Raw genomic sequence first — 21,913 nt, 5'->3', positions numbered from 1 at the left:
GAAACATCCGTCCCGGAAAATCAGATCCGACTCGCCTGTGCGGTCGGCGAGCATTGTCAGCTGCCACGGCGCGCACACGAATCCGACGTTGCGCATCCGGCCCGCGCTCGTCCAGATCGACACCGTCGATCGATCTGCCACGACAAGCACCGATCGTCGAACGGTTGGCCCGCGTCCTGACGGAACACGATCGCCTTACCCGCCACCTTCGCATACCGTGTCGATCCCGGCGTGCCGTAATTCCCGTTACGCAGGTTCGCTGTCCGGGTCGCGTACGCATCCGCGACTTTCTTGATGACCCGGATCGCCGGTTGCGCCGACAACCCGCACGCCTTGAGCTGGGCATAGACCCGCTTTTTGCAGCGCGAACGGGCGCCGATCAGCGGCGGTGTGCGCGAGCTGCGCAACCATGTTCGCCCCCGCATTGCACAACTCCAGTGTCGATTTCAGCGCCACATACTGCTCCGGGGTGGGAGCCAGCTTSACGACRACGATCCGCTTCACACCCTGCGCCTTTCCCTGATCGTCGCGGTGCGTTCACCGACCCGATGCTGACCCGATGCGGGYAATCATGGCAGAGGTGTGTGACAAGTTCGGCGCAACGTTGACCGAGTTCACCGGAGAAACCGACCACGTCCACCTAYTGATCCACTACCCACCTACCGTGCAACTCTCCACCCTGGTCAAYAGCCTCAAGGGCGTCTCCGCTCGATACCTGCGCCAAGAGTTCCCCGACCACATYCAGAAATACCTGTGGGGCAATCACTTCTGGTCACCGTCCTACTTCGCCGCCCCCGCAGGCGGAGCCCCACTCGCCATCGTCGCCGAGTACATCACCAACCAAAAATGACCAGAACCCACGAAAGAAAGCGACCCCGCTACGCGCGATCGCGCAGTACAGAATCAGCTTCCTCCCGGCCCTGAAGGGCCACGCTTCCTCTGATTAATCCGGTGAACCGCACGGCGCGTTCGGTCGCCTCGGGGTGAGCGAACTTCAGCAGTCGCCTGCCCTCCGCCTCGATCGCGGTGCGGTGCGTCTTCGCGATCGTCGCCAGCGGCTCCACGTCGAGTACCGCACGGGACTTCTCGACCACCGTCGTGGTGAACGCCGCGACCCTGCCGTTCACGAGCACGGCCGGTTTGACGATGCCGTTCTGCGTGAAGATCTTCTTCCGCACGTCGTCGTCGACGAGGCGCCCGCGGTCCGCGTGCGAGAGCAACACGTTGTCGAACGGCGCGAGGATGCGGACAGGCGCAGGGGTGTTCGGGTCCGGCCGGGGCGCGTCGGGAAGGTCGAACAGTTCCGGCCCCGACTCCCCCGCGAACACCCGGAGCCCGGGCCGCAGCCGGTCCAGGACCTCGCCGAGCCGGGTCAGCCCCGACCAGGCCTGGGCGTCCCGCGCGCTCGCCGGGCCGAACGCGGCGAGGTAGCGAAGGAGCATCGTGTCGATGGACGGCGCGGCGGAGAGCGGGCGGCCCACCCACGACTCCAGCGTCGCCAGCGCCGGCTGCCCCGACCTGCCCCACAGCCCGCGCGGCGGCACCTGGACCATCGGGACCAGTCCCCGCACCCCGTGGGCGAGCGCGGCACCGTCACGCCCGGGGAACCGCTGCTCGAGCAGCGACCGCATCTGCGACTGGGTGCGGGGTTTCTCGCGCACCAGTTCGCGTCCCGCGGCCGCGAGCGCGTCGAGGTCGATTCCGTCGAGACTCGACCGGTGCTGCGTGTTCGTGTGGAGGTCCCGGTCGAGCAGCGGTTGCGCCAGCGGACGGAACGAGAGGGCGTCGGGCGCGGACAACGCGAACACCGTCCCGCGCATCGCGACGATCCGCACCACCGCGCGGTTCTCGACGAGATCCGACAGCGACTCGGCGCGAAACCGCCTGAGCCGCGCCCACAGCGCGAAGTACGGCGAGGCCGGCGCCTGCGCCTGCAGTCCGCAGAGGTGCTCGATCATGTCGAGCGGGGACAGTTCCGAACGGCTCAGCAGCGATTGCCTGGCCAGCGTCGCCCGGCCCAGCGCTCGATTCGACATGCGTTCAGACCCCACCGTGCACCCCTTCGTTAGTTAGCCCCAGTACCGTATTGGTGTACGCCCGTTCACCGACCCCTGCAGGAGGACCCCCATGGCCGCCGGACCGACAACCGCCGCCAGGGCTCTCCTGCCCGTCATGTGCTTCGTCGTGATGATTGTCGCCGTTCTGCAGACACTGGTGGTACCGATCGTCGGGACCATCGGCGCGCAACTCGACGTCGGCCCCACCGCCGTCGGCTGGCTCCTCACCGCGAACCTCCTCGCAGCCGCCACCGCGACACCCGTCCTCGGCCGCCTCGCCGACCTCCGCGGCAAACGACCCGTCCTGCTCGGGGTGCTCATGGTCGTGCTGCTCGGCTCCCTGATCGGTGCGGTGTCGACGTCCGTGGGGGTGCTGATCTTCGCCCGTGTGCTCCAGGGTGTGTCGTTCGCGCTGTTCCCCATYGGCATCGCGGTGCTGCGCGACGAACTTCCGGCCGAGAGGCTGACCGGGGCGATGGGGATCTTCTCCGGCACTCTCGGTTTCGGCGGATGTTTCGGCATCGTCCTCACCGGTGTGCTGGTCTCCGACGGCGCCGACTTCCACCGCGTCTTCTGGCTGTCCTCGGCCATCACCGCGGCGGGACTCGTCCTCGCCTGGATCGCCATCCCCCGCCGCCCCCGCGCAGGCACGGGTTCCATCGACTGGGTCGGCGCTGTCGGTCTCGCCGCCGGCCTGGTCCTCGTCCTGCTCCCGCTCGCCGAGGGCGGCACCTGGGGCTGGACGTCGCCCGTCACAATCGCCAGCGGAGTCGCCGGGATCCTGGTTCTGATCGGCTGGTTCCTCTTCGAACGCCGGATCACCGATCCACTCGTCGCGCCTCGGCTGCTGACCAACCCACCCGTTCTGGTCACCCATCTGTCCGCCCTGGTGGTGGGCATGTCGATGTTCGTGATGTTCCTGGGCAGCTCGTACTTCGTCCAGACGCCGCGCGCGGTCGCCGGGTACGGCTTYGGGGCCACCGTCCTCGAGGCCAGCACCGTATATCTGCTGCCGGGCGCGATCAGCGGCGTCCTCGCGTCGATCCTGAGCGGAAGACTGATCCACCGCTTCGGTTCCCGCGCCGTCCTGATCGCCGCGAGCGTCGTCGGGGTGAGCGGTTTCGTCGTGTTCGTCTTCGCCCACGACCGCACGTGGGAAGTCATTGCGGCGATCGTGCTGATCAACACGTACATCAGCCTCGCCTACGCGTCGCTGCCGTCGCTGCTCGTGGCCGAGGTCCGGCAGGACGAGACCGGCGTCGCGAACAGCATCAACTCGATCGCCCGGTCCGTGGGCAGCTCGGTCGCCAGCGCGCTGCTCGCGACCCTGCTCGCCGGGATCACCCTCCCCGGGACCGACGTCCCGACCGAATCGGCGTACGTGATCGCGTTCGTCGTCGGTGCGACCGCCGCCGCCCTCGCCGGACTGCTGCCGTTCTTCGGGATCACCCGCACCACCCGCACCCCGTCCGATGAGGAGGAGGACGAGGTGCACGCGACCGCCCTCGCCGCCGAGTGGGGCACGGTCGGCGGCCTCGGCGGGGCGAACACCCGCGGTTCGGGTGAGCGCCACGCCCCGGTCAGAGGGTGAGGTTCGCCCCCGAGTCCTGATCGAACAGGGCGATCTTCGCCCGGTCGAACCACAGTTCCACCGGCCTGCCGTGCGCCGCGGACGATTCGGTCGACAACCGGGCGACCAGCTGCCCGCCGCCCGCGACCGCGGTACCCGAGTCGGCGGCGAGTTCCTCGAGTTCCCGGGACGTCACCTGCGGACCCTCGGCCGTGAAATAGGCGTACTTGTCCGAACCCATCGACTCGAGCACCTCGACGTTGGCCGTGAACGTGGCACCGGCCGCCCGCTGTCCCTCGTCGACGAGCGCCACGTCCTCGAAGTGCTCGGGACGGATCCCGACGACGACGTCCTTCGCCGTGTTCGACGACCCGATCTTGTCGCGCGTCTCCGGGGGCAGCCCGAACTCGCCGAGCGGCGTCGACACCCCGTCGGCGGTGAGCTGTCCCGGGAAGAAGTTCATCGACGGCGAGCCGATGAAACCCGCGACGAACAGGTTGTTCGGGTGGTCGTACAGATCCTGCGGCGCCCCGATCTGCTGAACCACGCCGCCGCGCAGCACCACCACCCGGTCGCCGAGCGTCATCGCCTCGGTCTGATCGTGCGTGACGTAGACCGTGGTGGTGCCGAGTCGCTGTTGCAGCCGGGCGATCTCGGTGCGCATCTGGACGCGGAGTTTGGCGTCGAGGTTCGACAGCGGCTCGTCCATCAGAAACGCCTTGGGGCTGCGGACGATGGCCCGGCCCATCGCGACCCGCTGCCGCTGACCGCCCGACAGATTGGCGGGTTTGCGGTCGAGGTGCTGGGTGAGGTCGAGGATCTTGGCGGCGTCGTCCACCTTCGCCGCGATGTCCGACTTCGACATCTTCGCCAGGGTGAGCGGGAACGCGATGTTCTGCCGCACCGTCATGTGCGGGTACAGCGCGTACGACTGGAACACCATGGCGATGTCGCGGTCCTTCGGCGCCTTCTCGTTGACCCGCTCCCCCGCGATCCGCAGCTCACCGGACGAGATGTCCTCCAACCCGGCGATCATGTTGAGAGTGGTCGACTTTCCGCAACCGGACGGCCCGACCAGGATGATGAATTCGCCGTCGGCGATCGTGATGTCGACGTCGCTCACCGCCTTGGCGCCGTCCGGGTACAGCTTCGTCACCTTGTCGAGCACGATTTCGGCCACAAAATTATCCCTTCACTGCGCCGGAGGTCAGGCCGGCCACGATGCGTCGTTGGAAGAACAGCACGAAGATGATGATCGGGATCGTGATCACCATCGCGGCCGCGGCGATCGAGCCCGTCGGCTCCTCGAACTGGGAGGCGCCGGTGAAGTTCGCGATCGCGGCAGGCGCGGTGATGGACCGTTCCGTCGAGGTCAGCGAGATCGCGAACAGCAGATCGTTCCAGCAGAAGATGAAGACCAGGATCGCGGCGGTCACGATGCCCGGCGCCGCCAGTGGTGCCACCACCTTCCGGAATGCCTGCGCCGGGGTGGCGCCGTCCATCTTGGCCGCCTTCTCCAGCTCCCACGGGATCTCCTTGAAGAAGGCGGACAGCGTGTAGATGGCCAGCGGAAGCGCGAACGTGATGTACGGCAGGATCAGGCCCGCCCAGGTGTCGAACAGCCCGAGCCTGCGCTCGATGTCGAACAGCGGGCTCACGAGGGAGATCTGCGGGAACATCGCGATCAGCAGCGCCACCCCGACCAGCAGTTTCTTTCCCGGGAAGTCGAGGCGGGCAATGGCGTAGGCGGCCATGGTGCCGATGACGACGGCGATCACCGTGGAGATGAGCCCGATGCCGATGGAGTTGATCAGCGCGCTGGTGAACGCGTTGGTCTCGAAGATGCCGCGGTAGTTGTCGAGGGTCCACTTCTGCGGAATGAACTTGCCGTCCTTGATCGTTCCCGCGGGTTTGAACGACAGGCTGGCGATCCACAGCACCGGGACCAGCGCGTACAACAGGACCAGCAGGTTGACCACGGACCAGCTGATCTTGCGGCGAGGAGTGTCGACGACGGCCATGGTTATCGGTTTCCTTCCGTGTCGGCCCCGGGAGCCGACGCGCCGAAGAGCTTGATGAACACGAACGCGAGCAGCGCGACGCACAGGAAGATGAGGACGCTGATCGCCGAGCCGATACCGAGGTTGAACGCCTTGAACAGGTTGTCGTAACCGAGGATCGACAGCGACCCGGTGTCGTTGGCGCCCTTGGTGAGAACGTAGATGTTGTCGAAGATCCGGAACGCGTCGAGGGTGCGGAACAGCAGCGCCACAAGGATCGCGGGTTTCATCAGCGGCAGGATGATCCGCACCAGCCGCGTCCACGCCCCGGCGCCGTCGACCTGCGCGGCCTTGAGGAGGTCGTCGGGAACGAGGGCGAGCCCGGCGAGCAGCAGCAGCGCCATGAACGGCGTCGTCTTCCACACCTCGGCGAGCACGATGATCGCGAGCGACGGGATCTGCTCCGTCAACGGGGCGCTGCCGTCGGGCAGCAGGTTCGCGAGATACCCGGTTCCCGGCGTCCACGCGTAGTACCAGCTGTACGCGGCGGCGACGGTGACGATGCCGTACGGAATCAGCACCACCGTCCGGACGAGGCCCTTCCCCACCAGCGTCCGGTGCATCACGAGCGCCAGGATCAGGCCCAGGACGAACTCGATCACCACCGACACGACGGTGATGCCCACCGTCACCCAGAACGCCTGCCACCAGTACCCGTCCGTCAGCACCGACACGTAGTTGGCGAGTCCGACGAACTTGCGGTCGTCGGGGAAACGGAGGTCGTAGCGCTGCAGGCTCAGCCACACCGCGTACACGACGGGATAGGCCGTCACCGCGATCATGAGGATCGCGGCGGGGGCCACCAACCACAACCCCAGCCGGCGTTCGGCCCGCTTCCCCTCCGAGATCTGGCCCTTGGAGGCGACTTTCGGCTCCTCGCCCCGGTCCGCCTGCACGGTTTCGGTCGTCACGGGATCAGCCCTTCCGAGTTGACCGCCTTGCGGACCTGTTCGGCGAGTTCGTCGACGGTCCGCGGCGGGTCGATGTCACCGACCGGATTCAACGTGGCGGTGATCAGGGTCGAAATGCTCTGGTACGCCGGAGACACCGGGCGGACGGACGCGGTGTCGAGGCTCTCCCGCACCTCACGCCACGCGGGGTACGCCTCCTGGAACGCCGGGTCGTCGTACAGGCTCGCCAGCGTCGGCGGCACACCGCCGTTGACGGCGTTGTTGCGCTGGTTCTCCTCGTTCCGCAGGCAGGACACCGCCTCGAACGCCAGGTCCGGGTGCTGGCTCGTCTTCGCGACCGCGACGTTGAATCCGCCGATCGTCACCTCGGCGGGCCGGCCGGGGATCACCGACGGGTACGGCGCCGGCAGGAAGTTCTGCTGACCGTCGACCGTGAGCACCGTGTTGCCGGTGTCCACGGACGTCGGGTTGCCCTTGTCGTCGATGAATGGGAGGTCGCCCTTCTCGGCGTTCTCGATCATGCCCGGCAACACGAACGGCCAATTGACCTCGAACGCGGCCTTTCCGCTCTCCATCCCGAGCCGGGACGACGCCTCGTCGCCCTGGGAAACCGACGGGTCGGCACCCTTCGCGGTGGCGACCCGCTTCATGACCTCGAGCGCCTGCAGGGCGGCGTCACCGTCCGCGACCGTCACGGTGGTCCCGTCGTCGGCGACGACGGACCCGCCCGCACTCGCGAGCAGGGTGTTGAACCACACCATCAGGCCCTCGTACTGCTTGCCCTGCACCCCGATCCAGCTGGGGCGGCCCTCCGCGGCGAGCCCCTCCGCGATGTCGATCATCTGATCCCACGTCTGCGGCGGCTGCCCGTCCGGCATGAGGTCCTTGCGGTACCAGAGCAACTGGGTGTTGGTGTTCAGCGGTGCGGCGTACAGCTGGTCCTGCCACTTGGCCGATTCGAGCGGGCCTTCGAGCGTGCCCTCGGTGACCTCGGCCGCGATGCCGGGTGGGAGCGGCAGCGCCCAGCCCGCCTCGGCGAACTCGGCGGTCCACACCACGTCGAGCGTCATGATGTCGAGTGACGTGTCGTTGCCGGTGAGCCGGCGGGCCAGCTGGAGGCGTTGATCGTCCGCGCCCTTCGGCAGCGTGCGTTGCTCGATGGTGTACCGGCCGCCCGCTGCGGCCGTGCAGTTGGCCGCGGCCTCCGCGTACTGTTCGGCACCGTCGGCGGCGGTGTAGAAACTGAGGACGATGCCGTCTTCGGACGACCCGCACGCGGCCAGCAGGGGAACGGTGAGGACGGTGGCCGCACCGATCAGTCCCCACTTCAGCGAGCGTCCGGGCTTGGTGCGATGCAGCACAGCCGCCTCCTCGAGCGGCCCTCACGGATCCAGTCGCGGTACGGCTGGGCACGCGGGCCCGCACATTGGTTCCTGCCGGAACACGCGCTCCACCGACAGGTCACGGTTTCGGCGAGGGCCGGGGCCCACGCATTGCGCCGTAAACCTATCCGACATCACCGGCGAACCGGGTGAAATCACGGCGAACGTCGCGAATAGGACGCAATCCGTGACCCGACCGCAACCCGCCGATCGACGTGGTCTCGCCGATCAGAGCGCCAGCTTGGCCAGCATGTCCCTGGCCGTCTCCGCCGACTTCGGCTCGCACAGCACGTCGTACCGCCCGGCGACCAGCTGCATGGTCGACGCGAAATCCCGGGTGCCCCGCGTCGCCGCGTACGGGATCGTCGTGGAGATCAGCCCGAAGATGATGCCGCCGACGATGCCGACGACGAGCGGCGCCAGGAAACCGCCCGTGACGATGCCCAGCAGCAGACCGAAGAACACACCGAGCCACGCGCCCGAAACGATGCCCCCGCCAATCACTTTCGCCCAGGTGAGGCGGCCCAGCACCCGCTCCACCTGCATGAGGTTGACCCCCACGATGGTGACGTCCTCCACCGAGAACTCCTGATCGGAGAGGTAGTCGACGGCGCGCTGCGCCTCCGCGTAGGTGGGATACGAACCGATGGGCCAGCCCGTGGGGGGTTCCGGCAGAGCCCCACGCCGCGCCCCGTTGGACTGTCCGAGTGGATTCGTCATCGTCAGCTGGTCTCCTCGTGTGGTTACCGCAGGATCTGTCCTGTGAGAACCATTCTGCCTGCCGAGACTAGTTCGCGTCGGGTCGCACGAACTCGGTGGTCCGTTTCATACCCGCGGCGCGCCCCTTGGCGGAGATCACGAGCGCCATCTTGCGACTCGCCTCGTCGATCATCTCGTCGCCGAGCATCACGGCACCGCGACCGCCGCCCGCCGCGGACGTGTGGAACTCGTAGGCGTCCAGGATCAGTTCGGCCCGGTCGTAATCGTCCTGGCGGGGGCTGAACACGTCGTTCGCCGCCTCGATCTGGGTGGGATGCAGCACCCACTTGCCGTCGAAGCCAAGCGCGGCCGTGCGCTGCGCCGACCGCCGGAACGCCTCCACGTCGCGGATCTGGAGGTAGGGGCCGTCGATGGCCTGGACCCCGTGCGCGCGGGCCGCCATCAGGATGGTCATCAGAATGTGGTGGTAGGCGTCGCCGCGGTCGTAGCCGTCCGGCTGCTCCCCGACGACCAGCGTGCGCATGTTGATGCTCGCCATGAAGTCGGCGGGACCGAACACCAGTGTCTGCACGCGCGGGCTCGCCGTCGCGATCGCGTTGATGTTGGTGAGCCCGATCGCGTTCTCGATCTGCGGTTCGATGCCGATCCGGCCCACCTCGAGCCCGTTGGCCTTCTCCACCTGGGTCAGCAGCAGGTCCAGGGCCTGAACATGGCTGGCGTCCGGCACTTTCGGCAGCAGGATCGCGTCGAGGTGGGCACCCGCCCGCCCCACGACCTCGACGACGTCGGCGTACGTCCACTCGGTGGTCCAGTCGTTGACCCGGACCACCTTGATCTGCTCACCCCACCCGTCCTCGGCGAGCGCGTCGCCGATGGTGCCGCGGGCTTCCTGCTTGGCGAGCGGTGCCACCGCGTCCTCGAGATCGAGGAAGATCTCGTCGGCGGGCAGCCCCTTCGCCTTGTCGATCATCTTGCGGCTGCTGCCCGGAACGGCGAGAACAGATCGCCGTGGCCTGTAGACGGAACTCATGACGGACGATCCTCCACTTTCGCAGGTGTTCGATTCCCTGTATCTCTGTACAACGATCTAGCCTGGCAATCATGGCAGCTGCGAACAAGGTTTTTGCAGCCAGGCTGGCCGGCCTGGTGGTACTCGGCCCCGACGGGGAGTCGATCGGCCGCGTCCGGGACGTGGTGATCACCGCCCGCGTCGGCAGGCAGCAGCCGCGCGTGCTCGGGCTGGTCATCGAATTGTTCACGCGCAAACGTATCTTCGTCCCGATGCTCCGCGTCACCGCGATCGAACCCAGCTCGGTGACCCTCACGACGGGCAACGTCAGTCTCCGCCGATTCCAGCAGCGGCCCGGCGAGGTCCTGGCCCTCGCTCAGGTTGCGGATTCCCACGTGCGCGTGGACGACCCGGAACTCGAGGAACTGAGGGACGCCGACATCATCGTCGTCGACCTGGGTATCGAGCAGACCCGCACCCGGGACTGGGTGGTGTCGAAGGTGGCGGTGCGCGGGCACCGCGGCAGGCTCGGCCGTCGGGCCGCCATGCACGTCGTCGGGTGGCAGCACGTCCAGGGCCTCACGCAGACCGACCTGGCGATGCCCGGCCAGGGCGTCTCGGCCCTGCTCACGCAGTTCGAGGGGATGCGCGCCGCCGACGTCGCGAACGCGATGCGTCTCCTGCCGGAGAAACGCCGTCACGAACTCGCCCTCGCACTCGACGACGAGCGCCTCGCCGACGTCGTCCAGGAACTGCCCGCCGATGACCAGACGGATCTGCTCATGCACCTCGAGGTGGAGCGGGCCGCCGACGTCCTCGAGGCCATGGACCCCGACGACGCCGCCGACCTCCTCGGTGAGCTTCCCGAAACCGAGGCCGAATCACTGCTGCAGCTGATGGATCCGCAGGACTCCGAGCCGGTCCGCCGCCTGCTCGAGCACTCGCCCGACACCGCGGGCGGACTGATGACTCCCGAGCCGGTGGTCCTCACCGCGTCGACGACGGTCGCCGAGGCACTTGCCCGGGCCCGGATCTCGGACGTCACCCCCGCCCTCGCGAGCATGGTGTTCGTCGTCCGCCCACCGACCGCGACACCGACCGGCCGCTACCTGGGATGCGTCCACCTGCAGAAACTGCTGCGCGAGCCGCCCGCGAGCCTGGTCGGCGGACTACTCGACACCGACATGCCGCGGCTGGCACCCGAGGACTCCCTGACGTCGGTGACGCGCTACTTCGCGACGTACAACCTGGTGTGCGGGCCCGTCGTCGACGACGAGGACCATCTGATCGGCGCGGTCACCGTCGACGACGTCCTGGACCACCTCCTCCCCGAGGACTGGCGTGAAGAGGAGATCGACGGATGAGCGAGAAGTCGCCCAGCGCAGCCGCCCGGAGCCTGTCCGACCGGCAGCGACTCGACACCCCGCGCGGCACCCGCCGCTTCCGGGTCACGTATGACGTGGAGGCCGTCGGACGGGCCAGCGAGAACTTCGCCCGGTTCCTCGGCACGGGCCGCTACCTGATGATCCAGACGGTGATCGTGATCGTCTGGATCATCATCAACGTCTTCGCCGTCCGCCTGCAGTGGGATCCCTACCCGTTCATCCTCCTCAACCTGGCATTCTCCACCCAGGCCGCCTACGCGGCGCCGCTCATCCTGCTGGCACAGAACCGCCAGGAGAACCGCGACCGCGTCTCCCTCGAGGAGGACCGCTCCCGCGCCGAGCAGACGAAAGCGGACACCGAATTCCTCGCCCGGGAACTGGCCGCGCTGCGCATCGCGATCGGCGAGGTGGCCACCCGCGATTACCTGCGGCGCGAACTCGACGAGATCAGGACGCTGCTGGCCGACGAGGAAGACACGCGCACCCGGCGGAAGTGACGCCGGCGAATCCCCCCAAACTCCGGCACGGCCAATCACGGATATGTAACGTCAGTCACATCTTCTCGGATGTATGCGGTGTGCACAGACGAAGAGCACCGCAGGGGGTGATCGAGTGCGGATACGTGGACTGTTGACGGTGACTGCCCTGACCGTGGGCGCAGTTGCCACCCTCGGGTCCTCGACCGGCGGTTCCGCGATCAGCGGCGCATCCGTGAGCGCCACCGCCTACTCGTCCACCGGTGCGGCGACCGCCCTCGCAGCGTCGTCGGTCACGCCGGGAAGCACTCCCCCCGCCTCGTACCTCCCGCCCGCGGGAATCGTGGCGCCCACAGCGCGGGTCGCGCGATCGCAGCGGGCCGCGCCCCCGCCGCCCGCCCCGGCACCCGCCGTGACAAATCCCACATCTCCCCTATCTTCTACGTCGCCGTCCGGCACCGGTCTCATCGCCGCACCGGTGATTTTGAGCGCTCTGGGCATCCCCGAGATCGTGCTCAACGCGTACCGGTCCGCGGAACTCGAGATGATGACGGAGTCCCCCAAGTGCGGTCTGCCGTGGCATCTGCTGGCCGGCATCGGCCGCATCGAATCGGGGCACGCCGGCGGCGGCCGGACCGACTCGGTGGGCACCACGATCACCCCGATCCTGGGTCCGGTTCTCGACGGCAGGCTGGCGGGCAACGAGATCATCCGTGACACCGACCGCGGCGCCACGGACGGCGACCCCGCGCACGATCGCGCCGTCGGACCGATGCAGTTCATTCCGTCCACGTGGGCCAAGTACGCGTCGGACGGCAACGCGGACGGCGTGGCCGATCCCAACAACGTGTTCGACGCGACGCTGGCGGCGGCCCGGTACCTCTGCTCGGGCGGTCTCGACCTCCGCGATCCGCTCCAGGAGACCCGCGCGGTCCTGCGCTACAACAACTCGGCCGCATACGCCGCCAACGTCATCACCTGGTCGAACGCGTACAGGAACGGGGGAACTCCGACGCCGGGCCAGCTGGCGGAGTCGGCCTCGCCGTCGCCTGGACGGGTCGCCGACGCTGCCGCTGCCGCTGCCGCATCGGACCTCCCCCGCGATCTCGCGACCACCCCGCAGCCGTCGACGGGCGGTGCCGCTGCCCCCACGACGCCCGCTCCGGCACCGCCGATTCCCGGGCTCCCGCCGCTGCCACAACTGCCCTGTCTGTTCTTCTGCCCGCCCGCCGATCCGTCGGCTCCCGCGGCCGCCGTGCCCGACCCGGGCGCCCCCGCTCCGGTCGCGCCCCCGGCCACCGCTCCGGCTGTCACCGCTCCCCGGTAATCACCCCCGCGTCCGCCGCGCGCCCTGCCATCTCGCAGGGCGCGCGGCGACGCGTGTGGGTCACCGGGTTCGTGTGCTGTCGACCCGCTCACTCTTCATCGGCCGACCACGCTGCGTCCTGGCGTGACCTTGCCGTGTTCGTTACCCTCGCTCACGTGCGCTCCGAGTAACGGAACCCTCCGATACAAGTCCGTTTGATCACGTTTGAATAACGGAAAGATATCGAATCAGGTAGCCTCGATCCGGTCAGTTGAACGGAACACCCCAAGACGGGGGTCGCAGGAGGCAATCGAGTGGGTCGGCACAACAAGAAGACGGATTCCCATATCCGCCGCAATTCGGTCATCGCGCTTACCGGACTCGTCCCCATCGGACTGATCACCGCAGCCAACACGGCCGGCGCCGCACCCAAGGTCCCGTTCCTGTCCACGAGTTCCTCGTCGGAGGTCGCCGACGTCGCCCAGGAGGCGACCGACACCGCACCCGAGGCCGCAGAAGCCGTCACCCCCGTCGCGGAGACCGCCGCCGAGTCCGCACCCGCGGTCGAGGCAGCGCCCGCGCCGCCGGCACTCGCACCCGTCCAGGCCACGCCGCCGCTCCCGACGAGCATCGCGCAGGGCGCACTCGGCATCCCCGCCGTCAACGTCGCGGCCTACCAGAACGCCGAACGCATTCTCGCGGTCGAGCAGCCGGGTTGCGGCATGTACTGGACGCTCATCGCCGGGATCGGCCGCGTCGAGTCCACCCACGCCTACGACGGCAAGACCGACGACAAGGGCAACATGCTCAACCCCGTCCTCGGCCCGGTCCTCGACGGCAGCCTCGGCGGCAACGCCGTCATCCGCGACACCGACGGCGGCAAGCTGGACGGCGACAGCAACTACGACCGCGCCGTCGGCCCCACCCAGTTCCTGCCCGAGACCTGGAACCGATACGCGGGCGACGGCAACGGCGACGGCGTCGCCGACCCGCAGAACGTCTTCGACTCCGCGCTGACCACCGGAAAGTACCTGTGCGACGGCGGATTGAACGTCAAGGATCCGATTCAGGCGGCGAAGGCCGTGCACCGGTACAACAACTCCGCCGCCTACGTGGCCAACGTGCTCGCATGGTCCGCCGGCTACTCCAGCGGGATCATCCCGGCGGCTGCGGACCTGCCGCGCATCCACTGAGCGCACATCCTTACCATTGAGTCATGCCAGTCCTGAGCGAGTCCGCTGTACGTAGCGCCCTGGCGCGCGTCCAGGATCCCGAGATCCGGAAACCGATCACCGAACTCGGGATGGTCAAGAGCATCGACATCGCGCCCGACGACAGCGTCGACATCGCGATCTACCTGACCACCGCGGGCTGCCCGATGCGGACCGAGATCAGCGACCGTGTCACCAAAGCCGTGGCGGACGTCCCCGGCGTCGGTGCGATCCGCGTCGAACTCGACGTGATGAGCGACGAGCAGCGCACCGAACTCCGCAAGTCGTTGCGCGGAGACTCGGCCGAGCCCGTCATCCCGTTCGCCCAGCCCGGTTCCCTCACCCGCGTCTACGCGGTCGCGTCCGGCAAGGGCGGCGTCGGCAAGTCCAGTGTCACCGTCAACCTGGCCGCCGCACTGGCCGCCCGCGGACTGTCGGTGGGTGTGCTCGACGCCGACATCTACGGACATTCCGTTCCCCGCATGCTCGGCACCGACGCCAAGCCCACGCAGGTCGAACGCATGATCATGCCGCCCGTCGCGCACGACGTGAAGATGATCTCCATCGCCCAGTTCACCCAGGGCAACACCCCGGTCGTGTGGCGTGGACCGATGCTGCACCGCGCGCTGCAGCAATTCCTCGCCGACGTCTTCTGGGGCGATCTCGACGTTCTGCTGCTCGATCTGCCGCCGGGAACCGGCGACGTCGCCATCTCCGTCGCGCAACTGATCCCCGGCGCGGAGATCCTCGTCGTCACCACCCCGCAGCAGGCCGCTGCCGAGGTGGCCGAGCGCGCCGGTGCCATCGCCCTGCAGACCCGTCAGCGCATCGTCGGCGTCGTCGAGAACATGTCGTGGATGGATCTGCCCGACGGCAGCCGGATGGACATCTTCGGTTCCGGCGGCGGTCAAGCCGTCGCCGACCGCCTCACGAAGGCGGTGGGCGCGAAGGTGCCGCTGCTCGGACAGATCCCGCTCGAGCAGGCTGTCCGGGAGGGCGGCGACGGCGGCGTCCCCATCGTCCTCGGCCAGCCGGATTCGCCGGCCGCGACGGCACTCCGCGACATCGCGGACAAGTTGGCCGTCCGCAAGCGCGGGCTCGCCGGAATGTCGCTGGGGATCGACACCACCCGGCACCTCTAGGCACTCCGTGCTCGTGCGCCTTTCCGGTTGCTCCAGCGACCACAAAGGCGCACGAGCCCGAGGGGCCTACGTGGCGTCGAGGTCGATCGGGGGGCGCTCGCCCGCCACGAGCGGCTTGTTCTGCGGAGCAGTGGGCGTCGACGGATCGGCGCTGACGGCCTTCGTTCCCGGATTCGACTTGTCGAACGACACCGAACTCGGCTTGTCGAAGTTTCCGGTGAGAATCGAATCGTCACCGTCGAGAAGGTGTTTGGTGATGACCGCACGCGGCGTCATTCCGCGGAGCTGATTGAGATCCGCCAGCGGTTTGCGGAGATCCTCGAACTCCGGGCCGAGTTCGTCCTTGAGTTGCTGGCTGGCGCCGCTCGCATACTCACGGACCTGCCTCAATGACTTCGTAACCCAGCTGATCGCACCCGGAAGCCGCTCGGGTCCCAAGATGACCAGAGCCGCGACGAGGAGGACCATGAACTCGCCCCAACCAATGTTGCCGAACACGTGGTCAGCCTACTGTGCGGTGTGGGTGCATGCCCAGGTGGCGGAGCGATTTCACAGCAACCTCTCGAGTCAGTCGGAGGCCGGGGTCACGTCGACATCGACGAGCCGGCCCTCGCGAATCAGCTGAACCCGGACGGGCTCGCCGATTTTCTGCAGGTTGACGGCGACGACCAACTCGTCGGCGCTCGTGACCGTGCGGTCGCCGACCTTGACGATGACGTCGTTCTCGACGATGCCCGCCCGCGCGGCCGGGCTGTCCGAGCGGACGTTGGCCACCTGAGCTCCGCTGGTGTTGTCGTTGACGACGGTGCGGGCGTTGACGCCGATGTCCGGGTGATGCATCTGCCCGTCCCGGATGAGGGTCTGAGCGACCGTGGTGACGTCGTCGATGGGAATCGCGAAGCCGAGACCCACCGAGCCACCGGATTCGCTGAGCATGGCGGTGTTGATGCCGATCACCCGGCCGGTGTCGTCGACGAGCGCGCCGCCCGAGTTGCCGTGGTTGATGGCGGCGTCCGTCTGGACGGCGTCGATGACGGCATTCGTGTCGGAGCCCTCGCCGGACAGCCGCATCGGGCGGTGCAGGGCACTGACGATGCCTCGGGTGACGGTCTTGCTGAGTCCGAGGGGCGAACCGACGGCGACGACGTCCTCACCGACCTGCACGTCCCCGGACCTGCCGAGTTCTGCGACCGTCAGATTGTCGGCGGAGACCTTGAGCACGGCCAGGTCGGTCTTGATGTCGCGACCGACGATCTGGGCGTCGGCCTTGGTTCCGTCGGAGAAGATCACCTGGATCTTGCCGCCGTCGGGGGCGGTGGCGGCGGCGGAGATGACGTGATTGTTGGTGACGATGTAACCGGCGCCGTCGATGACGACACCCGAACCGGTACTGCCCTGGTCACCGACCGCCACCTGGATGGACACGACGGAGGGCAGGACGGCGTCCGCGACCTGCGCGACGGGCGACTGGCCGAGGTCCTCGTCGCCGCCCTGGACGAGGGTGACGCTGTCACTGGTCAGCGAGCTGCGATCGGCGGTGATCACTGCGGCGAGCAGGCCACCGACCAGACCGATCGCGAGCGCGATTCCGCCCAGCGCGGCGAGCGCTTTCGGCGCCACCTTGCCGCCGAACAGGACCTCTCGGGCGCTGAGGGCGGGGGCGGGCGGTCGCGAGTGTTCCGTGGCGTGCAACGCCGGGGAGCCGAGTTCGACACCCGCTGCGGGGTCGCGCCACGGGTCCGCGGGCGGGGCCTCGATTGCCGGGGCGGCGGTCTTGCGGTGGGGATCGCGCTGAATGGTGTCGACCTCGCCGTCCGGACGGCCGAACGCCTCCGCCAGCACGGGGTCGGGTGCACCGACCTTCATCGAGGGTTCGCTCTCACGCCGGGTATCCGACGGAGCAAAGGAACCGGTGACGCCACCCGGTCGGCCGAATGCGCGGCTGGACGCCGCATCGATCCGCGGCCGGTAGACGGGCCTCGGATCGAGCCGTGGGGCGTCCGCCGGACGCAGCGTGCCCGACTCGTCCGCCACGGGACCGTCGGGCACCGTCGCGTCGGAACCCGGAGTCTTGTAATCCGCCGTCACGCTGTCGTGTCCCCCTCGTGTGCGTCAGTCACGCGCCCCAGTATCACCGATGCCCCGCCGGGCGCGGACACCGCCGTCGTCGGTCCGGCTGCGCTCAACGGCGCCAACGCCGGGACCAGATCCGGCTGGTGATCGAGTACTCGCTCGTGACCGGCGAATCCGGGGTGTGGGAGTCGAACGGGGACTTGTCGGAGGGCTCGCCCTGGTTGCAGCTGGGGATCTGACTCAGCAGACCCAGCAGACCCGAGGGCATCGCGACGTCACCGCTGCGACGCAGAGCACGCCGCGCCTGCTGCTGGGAGTCGACCTCGAACGCACACTCGGCGCAGATCGACAGGTGGTGGGCGGCGCGCAGATAAGCGGACATGCGGAGTTCACCGTCGACGAAGGCGGCGATCGCCTCACTCGCCAAGTGTTCGGTGGAGCCAAACTGGCGAGGTACACGCCCCTGCGTCATTCGTCCCTCCTGGTAACTACCCGACGCCGATCTGATCGGAGTCAACCTTTCCGTTCACAGCCAGATGCTCACGCAGAGCCTGCCTGCCGCGGTGGATGCGGCTACGCACGGTTCCGAGCTTCACACCCAGTGTGGCACCGATCTCCTCGTAGGACAGTCCTTCGATGTCACACAGCACGACCGCGGCGCGGAACTCCGGGGCCAGCGAATCGAGCGCTGCCTGCAGATCGGCGTCCAGGCGGGCGTCGTGGTAAATCTCCTCGGGGTTCGGCCCGTCGGCCGGGACCCGATCGTAGTCCTCGGGGAGCGCTTCCATGCGGATGCGGTTCCGGCGGCGGACCATGTCGAGGAAGAGGTTGGTGGTGATGCGGTGCAACCAGCCCTCGAACGTGCCGGGCTGGTAGTCGGACAGGGATCGGAACACCCGGATGAATGTGTCCTGGGTGAGATCCTCGGCGTCCTGCGCGTCGCCCGACAGCCGGTAGGCCAGCCGGTAGACTCGGTCGCCGTGCTCGCGGACGAGTTCGTCCCACGACGGCATGGCGGATTTCTCGCCTGTGGCATCGAACACAGCGGTGCCCGTCAGCTCGGCGTCCGACAGCTGCTCGTCGGTGTTTCTCTCGTCTGGAGCCATCGTGTGGTTGCTCATCGAGTTAAGTGGATCCTCCTACTCAGGACCGCAGATCACTGGACGTGGTATAGGCGTCAACTCCCGGGAGCCGGGATTTGTTCCCGGGCTCTCGGACTTTTCCTCCGTCGTCGTGATCTCCCCGCCGGGCGGTCTTCGGATCTGGCGTTGGGCTTACTCTTTCCCACCCCGATATGTGTGCGGTGTGAGCAAGCTGAGGTATTCCTGAGAATCGCGCCGCGCCGGGTCACGGCATTGTTGTCGAGCGCGCCTCGCAGCGGCGATGACGAGACCCCGATAACCTCATGTGCGTGCAGACAAACGCCGAACGGATACTCACCCACGCAGAAGGGGCTGTCCGTGAAGACGAGGCCCTCGGTGCGGCCAGGGAGCGGGCGGACGACCTCGGTGCCGAACCGGTACCTCCCGCGGTCGGTGCTGCGCTCGCCCTGTTTGCCCGCATGCTGGACGCCAAGACTGTCGTCGAGGTCGGCACCGGCGCGGGTGTGAGCAGCCTGTGGCTGCTCCGGGGCATGCGCGAGGACGGCGTCCTCACCACCATCGACAGTGAACCCGAGCACCAGCGGGCCGCCAAGCTGTCGTTCCGGACCAACGACATCGCACCCGCCCGGACGAGGCTGATCAACGGCCGGGCACTCGACGTCCTGCCGCGACTCGCCGACGGGGCGTACGACCTGGTGTTCGTCGACAGTGCACCGGTCGACCACCCGCACTACGTCCGCGAAGGAGTTCGGCTGCTGCGCCCGGGCGGCGCGATCGTGCTGCACAACGCGCTGCACGGGGGCCGGGTCGTCGACCCGAGCCAGCGGGACGCCGCGACCGTCGCCGTCCGCGAGGCCGCCAAGGCACTCGCCGAGGACGACAAGCTGATCCGGGTGTTGCTGCCGATCGGCGACGGCCTGCTCTGCGCGTCCAAGCTCTGAGCGGCGTCCCCGGCTCAGAAACCGTCCCCACTCCGAGAGCCCCGTTTCCGGGGCCCTCCCGCTAGATCCAGACGCCCTTGCCGATGGCCACGACTCCGCCGTTGCTGACGGCGAAGCGCTGCTTGTCGCGCTCGAGGTCGACGCCGATGATCTCCCCGTCGCCGACGACCACGTTCTTGTCGAGGATCGCGCGGCGCACGACGGCGCCCTTGCCGATGCGCACACCCGGCATCAGGACGCTGCCCTCCACGGTCGCACCGCTGTCGACCATCACATTGGAGCTGAGCACGGAGTTGCGCACCGTCGCCGCCGACAGGATGCACCCGGCCCCGACCACGGACTCCTGCGCGAGGCCGCCCTGCACGAACTTGGCGGGCGCCAGGTTCTCCGTCTCGCCGCGGATCGGCCAGCGCCGGTTGTAGAGGTTGAAGATCGGGTGGACCGACACGAGATCCATATGGGCGTCGTAGAACGCGTCGAGCGTTCCCACGTCCCGCCAGTAGCCCCGGTCGCGGTCGGTGGCGCCGGGGACGACGTTGTCCTTGAAGTCGTACACGGACGCCTCGCCCGCCTCGACGAGCGCGGGGATGATGTCGCCGCCCATGTCGTGATCGGAGTCGGAGTTCTCGGAGTCGGCCCGGATGGCGTCGACGAGCACCTTGGTGGTGAACACGTAGTTACCCATCGACGCGAACGTCATGTTGGGGTCGTCCGGGGTCCCCGGCGGATGTGCCGGCTTTTCGAGGAACTGCACGATGCGGCCCGACTCGTCGCTGTCGATACAGCCGAACGCGAACGCCTCGCTGCGCGGCACCCGGATCCCGGCCACCGTCACTCCGGCGCCCGACTCGATGTGGTGCTGCACCATCTGCTCCGGGTCCATCCGGTACACGTGGTCGGCGCCGAACACGACGATGTACTCGGGATCCTCGTCGTAGACGAGGTTCAGCGACTGCAGGATCGCGTCCGCACTGCCGGTATACCAGCGCGGACCCAGACGCTGCTGCGCGGGAACGGGAGTGATGTATTCACCCGCGAACCCGGACAGTCGCCACGTCTGAGAGATGTGGCGGTCCAACGAGTGCGACTTGTACTGCGTCAGAACACACAGGCGGAGGTATCCCGCATTGACCAAATTGCTGAGCACGAAATCGATCAACCGGTAGGCGCCTCCGAAAGGCACAGCAGGCTTCGCCCGATCCGCGGTGAGCGGATAGAGACGTTTGCCCTCGCCGCCGGCGAGCACGATTCCAAGCACATGTGGCTGGCTCCTCACCCTGTCAACCTATCGGGCGGCCACTCCCCCCGCCAGCGAAGCGCCGACTCACAATTTCTCCGATACCCGAATGTGTCCGAGAGCGGTGGCCCGAAGCCGCCCGGACGGTTACGTTAGGCCGGTGCGGGTGGCGATGATGACGAAGGAATACCCACCGGAGATCTATGGCGGTGCGGGTGTACACGTCACCGAACTGGTTGCTCAGTTGAAGCAGCTGTGCGAGGTGGACGTGCATTGTATGGGTGCTCCGCGCGTCGGGGCGGTCGTGCACACCCCCGATCCCGCGCTGGCCGGGGCCAATCCGGCGCTCGCGACGCTGTCCGCCGAATTGCGGATGGCGGACGCCGCGACGGGCGCCGACGTCGTGCACTCGCACACCTGGTACACCGGCCTCGCCGGCCATCTGGCGTCCGCGCTGTACGACGTGCCCCACATCCTCACCGCCCACTCCCTCGAGCCGCGGAGGCCGTGGAAGGCCGAGCAACTGGGCGGCGGCTACCGCATCTCCTCGTGGTCCGAGCGCAACGCCGTCGAGCACGCCGATGCGGTGATCGCCGTGAGCGCCGGGATGCGACTCGACGTCCTCGACGCGTACCCGTTCGTCGACCCGCACCGGGTCCACGTGGTGCGCAACGGGATCGACACGTCGGTCTGGCACGCGGGACCCGCAGGTCCGAGAGACTCCGCCCTCGCGAAGATCGGCGTCGACCCGGACCAGCCGATGGTGGCGTTCGTCGGCCGCATCACGCGGCAGAAGGGCGTCGGTCATCTGATCGCCGCAGCACACCACTTCGCGCCCGAGATCCAGCTGGTGCTGTGCGCGGGCGCCCCCGACACCCCGGAGATCGCCGCCGAGACCGAGCAGGCCGTCGCCGCGCTCGCGGCGCACCGTGGCAACGTGTTCTGGGTGCGCGAAATGCTCCCCACCGAACAGGTGCGGGAAATCCTGTCGGCCGCAACCGTCTTCGTGTGCCCGTCCGTGTACGAGCCGCTGGGGATCGTGAACCTCGAGGCCATGGCCTGCGAGACCGCGGTCGTGGCGTCCGACGTCGGCGGCATCCCGGAGGTGGTCGAGGACGGGGTCACCGGCCGTCTGGTGCACTACAACTCGTACGAGCCGGAGGCGTTCGAGCAGGCGCTGGCCGAGTCGGTCAACGCGATCGTCTCCGACGTCGGCACCGCCGAGGCCATGGGCAAGGCCGGGCGGGCGCGGGCGATAGCCGAGTTCTCCTGGGCAGCCATCGCGCAGCAGACCCTCGACGTCTACCAGGACGCGCTGTCGCGCCGCTGA

General features: G+C 68.1%; 21 protein-coding genes and 1 pseudogene. 9 read left to right on the top strand and 13 right to left on the bottom strand.

Features of this window, described 5'->3' with window-relative positions:
* Positions 1 to 504: pseudogene (locus tag AC1DWT_RS30325) on the bottom strand (RNA-guided endonuclease InsQ/TnpB family protein); the annotation flags it as partial.
* A gap of 55 nt (positions 505 to 559) precedes the next feature.
* Here AC1DWT_RS30325 and tnpA point away from each other — a divergent pair.
* Positions 560 to 850, top strand: a complete 291-nt coding sequence (tnpA, locus tag AC1DWT_RS30320) for an IS200/IS605 family transposase (protein ID WP_477923456.1) — start codon at positions 560 to 562, stop codon at positions 848 to 850.
* A 28-nt stretch (positions 851 to 878) separates the two neighbouring features.
* Here the strand turns inward: tnpA and AC1DWT_RS30315 are convergent, their stop codons facing one another.
* A complete protein-coding gene (locus AC1DWT_RS30315; protein ID WP_477923454.1) occupies positions 879 to 2,036 on the bottom strand; it encodes a winged helix DNA-binding domain-containing protein in 1,158 nt (385 codons plus the stop codon).
* 91 nt (positions 2,037 to 2,127) lie between these two features.
* On the opposite strand from AC1DWT_RS30315, the gene AC1DWT_RS30310 reads away from it, so the two are divergent.
* Positions 2,128 to 3,648 (top strand): MFS transporter, encoded by a 1,521-nt coding sequence (locus AC1DWT_RS30310; RefSeq protein WP_095860989.1) that lies wholly within the window; start codon positions 2,128 to 2,130, stop codon positions 3,646 to 3,648.
* On the opposite strand, the gene AC1DWT_RS30305 is transcribed toward AC1DWT_RS30310, so the two are convergent.
* The 6 genes from AC1DWT_RS30305 to AC1DWT_RS30280 form a co-directional block, all read right to left on the bottom strand.
* A complete protein-coding gene (locus tag AC1DWT_RS30305; RefSeq protein WP_072949595.1) occupies positions 3,638 to 4,807 on the bottom strand; it encodes an ABC transporter ATP-binding protein in 1,170 nt (389 codons plus the stop codon). The genes AC1DWT_RS30310 and AC1DWT_RS30305 overlap by 11 nt on opposite strands.
* 4 nt (positions 4,808 to 4,811) lie before the next feature.
* A complete protein-coding gene (locus AC1DWT_RS30300; protein ID WP_072949597.1) occupies positions 4,812 to 5,648 on the bottom strand; it encodes a carbohydrate ABC transporter permease in 837 nt (278 codons plus the stop codon).
* A 2-nt stretch (positions 5,649 to 5,650) separates the two neighbouring features.
* Positions 5,651 to 6,598 carry a carbohydrate ABC transporter permease gene (locus AC1DWT_RS30295; protein WP_275957898.1) on the bottom strand — a complete coding sequence of 316 codons (948 nt, stop codon included), beginning with the start codon at positions 6,596 to 6,598 and terminating at the stop codon, positions 5,651 to 5,653.
* Positions 6,595 to 7,959, bottom strand: a complete 1,365-nt coding sequence (locus tag AC1DWT_RS30290; protein WP_477923451.1) for an ABC transporter substrate-binding protein — start codon at positions 7,957 to 7,959, stop codon at positions 6,595 to 6,597. Before AC1DWT_RS30290 ends, AC1DWT_RS30295 begins: the two co-directional genes overlap by 4 nt.
* Before the next feature lie 249 nt (positions 7,960 to 8,208).
* Positions 8,209 to 8,700, bottom strand: coding sequence for a general stress protein (locus AC1DWT_RS30285; protein ID WP_015889781.1), 492 nt, complete (start codon positions 8,698 to 8,700; stop codon positions 8,209 to 8,211).
* A gap of 67 nt (positions 8,701 to 8,767) precedes the next feature.
* Positions 8,768 to 9,730: an HpcH/HpaI aldolase/citrate lyase family protein gene (locus AC1DWT_RS30280; protein WP_072949602.1), complete on the bottom strand. Its 963-nt coding sequence runs from the start codon at positions 9,728 to 9,730 to the stop codon at positions 8,768 to 8,770.
* Positions 9,731 to 9,801: 71 nt separating this feature from the next.
* On the opposite strand from AC1DWT_RS30280, the gene AC1DWT_RS30275 reads away from it, so the two are divergent.
* The 5 genes from AC1DWT_RS30275 (at position 9,802) to AC1DWT_RS30255 (ending at position 15,229) form a co-directional block, all read left to right on the top strand.
* A complete protein-coding gene (locus AC1DWT_RS30275; RefSeq protein ID WP_072949604.1) occupies positions 9,802 to 11,073 on the top strand; it encodes a magnesium transporter MgtE N-terminal domain-containing protein in 1,272 nt (423 codons plus the stop codon).
* Positions 11,070 to 11,591, top strand: a complete 522-nt coding sequence (locus AC1DWT_RS30270; protein ID WP_072949607.1) for a DUF1003 domain-containing protein — start codon at positions 11,070 to 11,072, stop codon at positions 11,589 to 11,591. The genes AC1DWT_RS30275 and AC1DWT_RS30270 overlap by 4 nt, the downstream gene beginning before the upstream one ends.
* Positions 11,592 to 11,706: 115 nt before the next feature.
* Positions 11,707 to 12,897: a lytic transglycosylase domain-containing protein gene (locus AC1DWT_RS30265; RefSeq protein WP_477923449.1), complete on the top strand. Its 1,191-nt coding sequence runs from the start codon at positions 11,707 to 11,709 to the stop codon at positions 12,895 to 12,897.
* Positions 12,898 to 13,190: 293 nt separating this feature from the next.
* Positions 13,191 to 14,069 carry a lytic transglycosylase domain-containing protein gene (locus AC1DWT_RS30260; protein WP_477923448.1) on the top strand — a complete coding sequence of 293 codons (879 nt, stop codon included), beginning with the start codon at positions 13,191 to 13,193 and terminating at the stop codon, positions 14,067 to 14,069.
* Positions 14,070 to 14,092: 23 nt separating this feature from the next.
* Positions 14,093 to 15,229 carry an Mrp/NBP35 family ATP-binding protein gene (locus tag AC1DWT_RS30255; RefSeq protein WP_477923446.1) on the top strand — a complete coding sequence of 379 codons (1,137 nt, stop codon included), beginning with the start codon at positions 14,093 to 14,095 and terminating at the stop codon, positions 15,227 to 15,229.
* Positions 15,230 to 15,295: 66 nt separating this feature from the next.
* Here AC1DWT_RS30255 and tatB read toward each other — a convergent pair whose 3' ends face one another.
* The 4 genes from tatB to sigE all read right to left on the bottom strand — a co-directional run bounded on the left by tatB (position 15,296) and on the right by sigE (position 18,423).
* Positions 15,296 to 15,727 carry a Sec-independent protein translocase protein TatB gene (gene tatB, locus AC1DWT_RS30250; RefSeq protein ID WP_072949615.1) on the bottom strand — a complete coding sequence of 144 codons (432 nt, stop codon included), beginning with the start codon at positions 15,725 to 15,727 and terminating at the stop codon, positions 15,296 to 15,298.
* A 69-nt stretch (positions 15,728 to 15,796) separates the two neighbouring features.
* The gene (locus AC1DWT_RS30245) at positions 15,797 to 17,317 is read right to left on the bottom strand and encodes a S1C family serine protease (protein WP_095860993.1); all 1,521 of its coding nucleotides are present in this window, start codon (positions 17,315 to 17,317) and stop codon (positions 15,797 to 15,799) included.
* 94 nt (positions 17,318 to 17,411) lie between these two features.
* Positions 17,412 to 17,774, bottom strand: coding sequence for an RNA polymerase subunit sigma-70 (locus tag AC1DWT_RS30240; RefSeq protein ID WP_072949620.1), 363 nt, complete (start codon positions 17,772 to 17,774; stop codon positions 17,412 to 17,414).
* Between the two features lie 16 nt (positions 17,775 to 17,790).
* Positions 17,791 to 18,423, bottom strand: coding sequence for an RNA polymerase sigma factor SigE (gene sigE / locus AC1DWT_RS30235; protein WP_005239257.1), 633 nt, complete (start codon positions 18,421 to 18,423; stop codon positions 17,791 to 17,793).
* 284 nt (positions 18,424 to 18,707) lie between these two features.
* On the opposite strand from sigE, the gene AC1DWT_RS30230 reads away from it, so the two are divergent.
* Positions 18,708 to 19,346 carry an O-methyltransferase gene (locus AC1DWT_RS30230; RefSeq protein ID WP_072949622.1) on the top strand — a complete coding sequence of 213 codons (639 nt, stop codon included), beginning with the start codon at positions 18,708 to 18,710 and terminating at the stop codon, positions 19,344 to 19,346.
* A gap of 61 nt (positions 19,347 to 19,407) precedes the next feature.
* Here the strand turns inward: AC1DWT_RS30230 and glgC are convergent, their stop codons facing one another.
* Positions 19,408 to 20,622, bottom strand: a complete 1,215-nt coding sequence (gene glgC, locus AC1DWT_RS30225; RefSeq protein WP_015889769.1) for a glucose-1-phosphate adenylyltransferase — start codon at positions 20,620 to 20,622, stop codon at positions 19,408 to 19,410.
* 121 nt (positions 20,623 to 20,743) lie between these two features.
* Here glgC and glgA point away from each other — a divergent pair, with 121 nt between their 5' ends.
* Positions 20,744 to 21,913, top strand: a complete 1,170-nt coding sequence (gene glgA, locus AC1DWT_RS30220; RefSeq protein WP_072949624.1) for a glycogen synthase — start codon at positions 20,744 to 20,746, stop codon at positions 21,911 to 21,913.

The organism is Rhodococcus sp. P4_B6, from assembly GCF_056402215.1.
Note: the sequence above shows the minus strand (reverse complement) of the source record. Positions and strands in the feature narration are given on the sequence as shown.

Excerpts from the sequence above, each read along its gene's own strand:
- AC1DWT_RS30240 (WP_072949620.1), bottom strand. The coding sequence starts at position 17,774 with ATGACGCAGGGGCGTGTACCTCGCCAGTTTGGCTCCACCGAACACTTG.
- AC1DWT_RS30315 (WP_477923454.1), bottom strand. The coding sequence starts at position 2,036 with ATGTCGAATCGAGCGCTGGGCCGGGCGACGCTGGCCAGGCAATCGCTG.
- AC1DWT_RS30300 (WP_072949597.1), bottom strand. The coding sequence starts at position 5,648 with ATGGCCGTCGTCGACACTCCTCGCCGCAAGATCAGCTGGTCCGTGGTC.
- AC1DWT_RS30270 (WP_072949607.1), top strand. The coding sequence starts at position 11,070 with ATGAGCGAGAAGTCGCCCAGCGCAGCCGCCCGGAGCCTGTCCGACCGG.
- AC1DWT_RS30230 (WP_072949622.1), top strand. The coding sequence starts at position 18,708 with ATGTGCGTGCAGACAAACGCCGAACGGATACTCACCCACGCAGAAGGG.
- AC1DWT_RS30285 (WP_015889781.1), bottom strand. The coding sequence starts at position 8,700 with ATGACGAATCCACTCGGACAGTCCAACGGGGCGCGGCGTGGGGCTCTG.
- sigE (WP_005239257.1), bottom strand. The coding sequence starts at position 18,423 with ATGAGCAACCACACGATGGCTCCAGACGAGAGAAACACCGACGAGCAG.
- AC1DWT_RS30280 (WP_072949602.1), bottom strand. The coding sequence starts at position 9,730 with ATGAGTTCCGTCTACAGGCCACGGCGATCTGTTCTCGCCGTTCCGGGC.
- AC1DWT_RS30275 (WP_072949604.1), top strand. The coding sequence starts at position 9,802 with ATGGCAGCTGCGAACAAGGTTTTTGCAGCCAGGCTGGCCGGCCTGGTG.
- AC1DWT_RS30255 (WP_477923446.1), top strand. The coding sequence starts at position 14,093 with ATGCCAGTCCTGAGCGAGTCCGCTGTACGTAGCGCCCTGGCGCGCGTC.